The organism is Kitasatospora sp. NPDC005748 (assembly GCF_040630735.1).
GTDB lineage: Bacteria > Actinomycetota > Actinomycetes > Streptomycetales > Streptomycetaceae > Kitasatospora.
On sequence record NZ_JBEXYD010000083.1, the window covers coordinates 21,329 to 27,630 of the forward strand.

8 protein-coding genes are annotated in these 6,302 nt (G+C 71.9%); 3 read left to right on the forward strand and 5 right to left on the reverse strand.

Features of this window, described 5'->3' with window-relative positions; genetic code table 11:
• Nucleotides 1–31 precede the first annotated feature (31 nt).
• Nucleotides 32–1,681 (reverse strand): beta-propeller fold lactonase family protein, encoded by a 1,650-nt coding sequence (locus ABZ495_RS33945; RefSeq protein ID WP_359811059.1) that lies wholly within the window; start codon nt 1,679–1,681, stop codon nt 32–34.
• 351 nt (nt 1,682–2,032) lie between these two features.
• Between ABZ495_RS33945 and ABZ495_RS33950 the strand changes: the two genes are divergently transcribed.
• Nucleotides 2,033–3,697, forward strand: a complete 1,665-nt coding sequence (locus tag ABZ495_RS33950) for an FAD-dependent monooxygenase (protein WP_359839715.1) — start codon at nt 2,033–2,035, stop codon at nt 3,695–3,697.
• A 19-nt stretch (nt 3,698–3,716) separates the two neighbouring features.
• On the opposite strand, the gene ABZ495_RS33955 is transcribed toward ABZ495_RS33950, so the two are convergent.
• The 4 genes from ABZ495_RS33955 to ABZ495_RS33970 all read right to left on the reverse strand — a co-directional run bounded on the left by ABZ495_RS33955 (nt 3,717) and on the right by ABZ495_RS33970 (nt 5,475).
• Nucleotides 3,717–4,091, reverse strand: a complete 375-nt coding sequence (locus ABZ495_RS33955; protein ID WP_359811053.1) for a hypothetical protein — start codon at nt 4,089–4,091, stop codon at nt 3,717–3,719.
• A gap of 23 nt (nt 4,092–4,114) precedes the next feature.
• A complete protein-coding gene (locus tag ABZ495_RS33960) occupies nt 4,115–4,327 on the reverse strand; it encodes a DUF397 domain-containing protein (protein WP_359839716.1) in 213 nt (70 codons plus the stop codon).
• Between the two features lie 108 nt (nt 4,328–4,435).
• Nucleotides 4,436–4,645 carry a DUF397 domain-containing protein gene (locus tag ABZ495_RS33965; protein WP_359839718.1) on the reverse strand — a complete coding sequence of 70 codons (210 nt, stop codon included), beginning with the start codon at nt 4,643–4,645 and terminating at the stop codon, nt 4,436–4,438.
• Nucleotides 4,627–5,475, reverse strand: a complete 849-nt coding sequence (locus ABZ495_RS33970; protein ID WP_359839720.1) for a helix-turn-helix transcriptional regulator — start codon at nt 5,473–5,475, stop codon at nt 4,627–4,629. Before ABZ495_RS33970 ends, ABZ495_RS33965 begins: the two co-directional genes overlap by 19 nt.
• 122 nt (nt 5,476–5,597) lie before the next feature.
• Between ABZ495_RS33970 and ABZ495_RS33975 the strand changes: the two genes are divergently transcribed.
• Nucleotides 5,598–5,852, forward strand: coding sequence for a hypothetical protein (locus ABZ495_RS33975; RefSeq protein ID WP_359839722.1), 255 nt, complete (start codon nt 5,598–5,600; stop codon nt 5,850–5,852).
• A partial coding sequence (locus ABZ495_RS33980) for an NUDIX domain-containing protein (protein ID WP_359839724.1) occupies nt 5,849–6,302 on the forward strand: 454 nt, incomplete at its 3' end. The genes ABZ495_RS33975 and ABZ495_RS33980, both read left to right, overlap by 4 nt.

Genomic DNA, 6,302 nt, shown 5'->3' on the forward strand with positions numbered 1-6,302 from the left:
TCCCCGAAGGGGAGCGTCGGCGGCGCCGGACTCACTTGCAGCTGATCAGCAGCGCGAGCGTGGCCGAGCAGGTGCGGGACGCGCGGTCGTTCGCCGCCACCGGGTCGGTGGGCGCGCTCGCGGTGCGAGCGGCGGTGACGGTGAAGGTCCGGCCGAGGTTGAGCAGGCCGACGTGGACCGTCACGTGCCGGGTGACGCCCGCCCCCTTCGCGAGCGGACCGGCGACCGCGCAGGTCAGCTTGCCCGCCGCGATCGTGCAGTCGGTCGAGGAGGCGGTGAAGCCGGCCGGCAGGTCGGCCGAGATCGTCGCCGAGGTCACCGTCTCCGGGCCCTGGTTGGTGACGGTGAGGGTGTAGTCGACCCGCCCGGAGAACAGGCCGCCCACCGGGGTGGCGGCGAGCGAGACCGCGAGGTCGGCGGTGGGCGCGGTGTAGGTGAAGCGCCCGGCCGGGACGACGGCACTGGTACCGCCGGCCGTGGTGACCCGGACGTCGACGACCCCGGCCGCCGCGGCGGCGGGAGCGGTGGCGGTGCAGCCGGTCTCCGTGCACGAGACGGCGGTGGCGTTCCCGGCCGCGCCGAAGCTCACGGCGGTGGCGCCGTTCAGGCCGGTCCCGGTGATGGTGACCTTCGTCCCGCCCGCCTGCGGTCCACTCGCCGGGCTGACCCCGGTGACGACCGGCACCGGCAGCGGGAAGCCGAGCACCGTCACGGCGTTCGCGGCGAAGTCGGCCAGGTAGCCGCGCCGCCCGTCCGGGGTGACGGCGAGCGCGTACGGGCTGGTGCCGACCGGCACCGTCGAGGTGACCTTGCGGTCCGCGGTGGCGATCACGCTCAGCGTGCCGTCACCGTAGTTTGAGGCGTACGCCGACTTGCCGTCGGGCGAGAGCGCGACCGAGAACGGGTTGGCCCCGACCGTCACCGTGCCCACGACGGCGCGGCCCGCCGTGTCCAGCACGCTGACGGTGTCGTCACCGCCGTTGCCCGTCCAGAGGCGGGAGCCGTCGGCGCTCAGCGCCAGGCCGAAGACTCCGTGGCCGACGGGGACGTCCGCGCTCACCGTGTTGCTCGCGGTGTCGATGACGTCCACCGCCTGCGCGCCCGAGGCGGCGACGTAGACGTGCGCCCCGTCGGGCGAGACGGCCACGCCGTGCGGCTCCGCGCCGACCGGGACGGTCGCGGTCACGGTGTTGCTCGCGGTGTCGATCACGCTCACGGTCGCCGCGCCGGCGCTGCTGACGTACACGCGGGCGCCGTCCGGGGAGACGGCCACCCCGAAGGGCTCGGCGCCGACCGCGACGGTGGCCGCCACGGTGTTGCTCGCGGTGTCGACGACGCTGACCGCGTCGTCGAGCTGGTGGGTCAGATAAGCGTGCTGCCCGTCGGGGGACCAGGCCACGGCGTACGAGCCGCTGCCGGCCGTGAAGGTGCCGGAGACCGCGCCGGTGGCGGCGTCGAGCACGGTGACGGTGCCGCTGCTCTGGCTGGTCACGTACGCCCGGCTGCCGTCCGGCGCGAGTGCGACGCCCGCCGGGTAGGGCGCCACGGCGACGGTGGTCGTCACGACGGGCGCGGGCGCCACGGCCCAGGCTGTGGCGGGCTGCACCAACAGCGCGGCCGTGGCCGCGCCGGTGGCGACCACGGCCGTCCAGGTGCGGCTCGGGGAACGGCTTATTCTCACGGGGGTCTGCTCCAGACTCGTCAGTACATCGGGGGAAGCGACCGGGTGCGGCGGCGGCTCCGCCCCCGCACCGAGGCCGGACGAAGCGTAGAAGGCTGATTGACGGACCGTCATGAGTTGGCCGGGATTGTCGCCAAGTGTTTGGAATTGGTTGCCCTCCGTCGCCGGCCCGGGAGGTCACCGCGGCGGCGGTGGCCGGGGGCCGCTCCGGCACCGGCGGCCGGGGCTCGCTCAGGTGCCGGCGGCCGGGCCCTCCGGCAACGGTGGCCGGGCCCTCCGGCAGCGGTGGCGGACCGGTGCCGGTCGGGCGCAGCCTGGAGGGAGGCGGTCAGGACGTCCCCGGGAGCGGTCATGGACGAGATCGACGTACTGGTGGTGGGCGCGGGCCCGGTCGGACTGACGGCCGCGGCCGAGCTTCGCCGCCACGGGGTCGACTGCCGGATCATCGACCGGCTGGCCGTCCCCCAGCACTACGCCAAGGCCGTCGGCGTCCAGCCGCGCACCATGGAGGTGTGGGACGCCATGGGCCTGGTCGGCGCGGCGCTGAACGAGGCCGTCCCGATGCACGGCCAGCTGCCCTTCGTCGACGGGCGGCCCGGTCCGCGGATCGAGCTCACGATGCCGCCCGACATCCCCTACGGCTTCGCCGCGCTCCCCCAGTACACGACGGAGCGGCTGCTCGCCGAGCACCTCGCCGGGTACGGCACGCGGGTCGAGCGCGGCACCGAGCTGCTCGCCCTCGATCAGGAGGCCGAGGCGGGCACCGGTGGTGCCGACGGGCCCGACGGCCGGGTCCTGGCCGTGCTCGCGACACCGTCCGGGCCGCGGGAGGTCCGGGCGCGCTACGTGATCGGCTGCGACGGCGCGCACAGCCTGGTCCGGAAGACGGCAGGCCTGCGTTTCGAGGGCGACGCCTTCCCCGAGCAGTACATGCTGGGCGACGTCGAAGTCGACTGGGACCTCCCCGCCGGGTACGGCGTCCGCGCCACCCGCCACGACACCGAAGGCCGGGTCGACGACCTGCTGGTCTGCATCCCGCTCCCCGGCCGCAAGCGCTACCGGGTGTCGATGCTGGTCCCGGACGAACTGGCCGGCGCCGGGGCCCAGGACGGCGTCGCGCACGGGCTGGAGAGCGGAGCGGCCCCCGAACTGCGGCACATCCAGGCCGTGCTCGACCGGCTCTCGCCGCAGCCGACGCACGCCTCGGCGCTGCGCTGGTCCTCCACCTTCCGGATCAGCCACCGGTTGGTGGACCGCTACCGGGCCGGGCGGCTCTTCCTGGCCGGCGACGCCGCACACATCCACCCGCCCACCGGCGCGCAGGGCATGAACACCGGCATCCAGGACGCCTACAACCTCGCGTGGAAGCTGGCGCTCGCCGTCCGGGGCGTCGGCGCCGCCGGCCTGCTCGACAGCTACCACGCCGAACGGCACCCGGTGGGCGTCGAGGTGGTCGGCCGGACGGTGCGCCACTCCCGGACCGGCGTCCAGGCCGACCCCGGCTCGCCCGACATCCTCGACGCGGTGCTGCGGCGGGAGGCCCAGCTGCTGGTCGGCTACCCGGACAGCCCGCTGGTCGAGCCGAAGGGCGGCGGCGGACCGGCCGGGCACGGGCCCGGCTCCGGCGAACGGGCCCCGGACAGCCGGGGACTGGCGCGCGACCTCGCGCACTACCCCGTCCGGCTGTTCGACCTGTTGCGCGGCCCGCGCCACACCCTGCTGTTCCACCTCGACGCGGCGACACCCGAGGAGCCGGTCACAACCTGCGCGGTCGCCGCCCTCTCCACGGCCCACGGACTGCTGGATGTCTACGCGGTGCTCGCACCGGACGCGCCCGCGCCCCTGTGGCGGCTACCGACCGCCCGGGACACCGGCGGCGAGTTCCGCAGCGCCTACGGGCCCCGCCCCGGCGAGGCCTTCCTGATCCGCCCCGACGGCTACCTCGCCGGACGCTTCCACCCGCCCACCCCGGACCGGCTGGCGACCTGCCTGCGCCGGACGTTCGGCACGGGGTGAGGGGGCATCAGGGCGTCGGTCAGCCGATGAGGCGCTGCCACAGGACGTCCGGCGCGATGGTCGCCCGGTAGTCGAAGAAGAGACTCAGCTCGCCGTTCTCACCGAGTTCACCGTCCTTGCCCGCGAGCGAGTCGAGCGACCGGTGCCGCAGCGCGTCGTCCAGGAACCGCGGCTGCTCCCACGGCGCCGAGAGCATCGCGATCGGCGCGGGCGCCGGCTTCCGCCGGCCGTCGAACACCACCCAGCAGGCCATCTGCGGGAAGTACCCCGAGAGGGCGACCTGGCGCACGAACTCGCCGAGCGTGGTGGCGCCGTCGGACTCCAGGTGGGCTTCGTGGGGCGCGTCCACATCGTCCCCCATGGCAACACTGGCACGCGTGAGAGTGATTCGCATAGGGCCAGAGTAGCGACTATTCGTCACTCTGACGACAACCGAAACTCCCCAGCTTGAACGCCTGCGACGAACGCCCACCAGGCATCGGACGTGAAGACGAGCACGGGACCCTCGGGATCCTTGGAGTCACGGACGGGCATGACGCCGCCGTAGCCGTCCGCCACCTCCACACAGCCACCCTGACCGTTACTGAACGTGCTCTTGCGCCACCGGGCATTTCTCAGGTCAACGAGCATCGCAGTCGAGGCCTTCCTCAAGCCTGGGATCACCACCCATCACCTTGAGACTACCCACGCAGAGCGCCCTCCGATCGGATGCGATCGGAGGGCGCAGGCGACGGTCGATCAGACGGCGCCGAACTCGTCCGCCCGTACGGCGGCGACGAACGACCGCCAGGCATCAGCTGCGAAGACGAGCGAAGGCCCCTCGGAGTCCTTGGAGTCACGAACAGGCATGACACCAGGGAACCCGGGCGCCACCTCGATGCAGTCGCCACCCTGCTGGCTGTAGCTGGACTTCACCCACGCGGCGCGAGTCAAGTTGATGTCGGACATGCGGTTCCTTCCCGAGCAGCGCGAAACCATTCGAGAGTCGCCGTCTCGGCCAGCGCTCCCACCTGCAGTCGATCGTAGTGTCTCTTCCAAACTGTCAGTACGTCAGCATCGCGCTCAAGATGGCTTCGTCCCTCAGATTCCGAATAGCCCAACAAGGAATGATCGGGGAGCGTGAGAAGTCGCATAGGCAGAGCGAACGGCCTGTGCTCGGCCATGGCGAACGGGGCGACCTGAAGAATTACGTGACTCACGTCGAACTGCTGCTCCAGGAAACTGAGTTGCTCGTCCATCACGCCCCACCCCCCGATCGGCCGTCGCAAGCAGCTCTCATCGAGGACGGCATGCACGAGCGGAGGGCTGCTCCGCCGCAACAACTGCTGACGAGTGAGCAGGAAGGTGACTCGCTCGTCCGCTTGCCTCTGAGTGATCGCTCCACGACGAACATCGGCCATGGCCAGGGCAGTTGCGTAGGCCTCGGTCTGGAACAGCCCAGGAACGACGCCTGATTCGAAGATCCGTATCTCGGCAGCCTTCGCTTCGTGGCTCGCATACTCGGGGAAGCCCTCCAGGAGAGCCGAGTGCTTGTTCTGCAGCCACATCAGCAGCAGCGTTCCTCCCGTCTCCAGCGCCTCGTCGGCCCTACGAGCGAACTTCTCACTCGGAGGCTCGCGCGTTGCAAGTTCAGCGTAGGAGACATAGGACGGGTCGAATCCGACCTTCTTCGCCAGCTGGGCCTGCGTAAGCCCCTTCACCTCTCGCGACCTGCGCAGTTGCACACCGAAGGGCGCCCACGGGCCTGATGTCGGGTCAAGTTGCCTGCGGTTAACCATGTCCCACCAACTTGTGGATCATCGGCATCAAATTCAGATCTCGGGCTGATCCTGCACCAACGAGGGTCATCATAAACACGAGCCGTAAGGGACTCGAGGCACAGAGCTACCAAGGAGCCCGCATGCCCAGCCGCCCCCGCACGCCCGCCTACCAGCCGAAAGTGGGCGAAGTCGTCCGCGACCGGACCCACCGCTCCCCCGACGGGCAGCCCGCCGAAGGCGTCTACATGGACACCCTCGGCGGCGCCGCCTACCTCCGACCCGAAGCCGGCGGCTGCGAGTGGACCACCCGGCCCCAGGACCTCCAGCGGCTCGACCATCCCCGCCACATCCCCGTCCAGCACCCGAGCCCGCCCCGCGCGAACAGCGCGGCGTGAGCCCGGCGTCCAGGCTCCTCGCGGCCACCCTCACCATCCCCGCGCTCAGCGCCGGAGCGGCCGCCCTCGCCTGCCGGCCGATCCGCGACGGGCCGCTCACACCCCGACTCCTCGTCTTCGGCCTCATCCTCACCACCGGCATCGTCGCCGGACTCCCCACCGCCCACACCTGGCGACTCCCACCCCCTCCACCCCAGGAGCAAGCCGTGCTCTACCCCCTGCCCGACATCCTCACCAACCCGCCCCGCCGACGCCTCGGCCACCAGACCCTCGCCCTCGACCCCGACGGCGCCGTCCTCCTCGTCGCCACCACCTACCAGAACGGCCTCACCCTCCCCGGCGGCAGCGCCGAACCCAACGAACTCCCCCACCTCGCCGCCCGCCGTCACACCGAGACCGAAACCGGCCTCGTCCTCCCCCTGCGCAGCATCCTCGCCACCGACTACACCG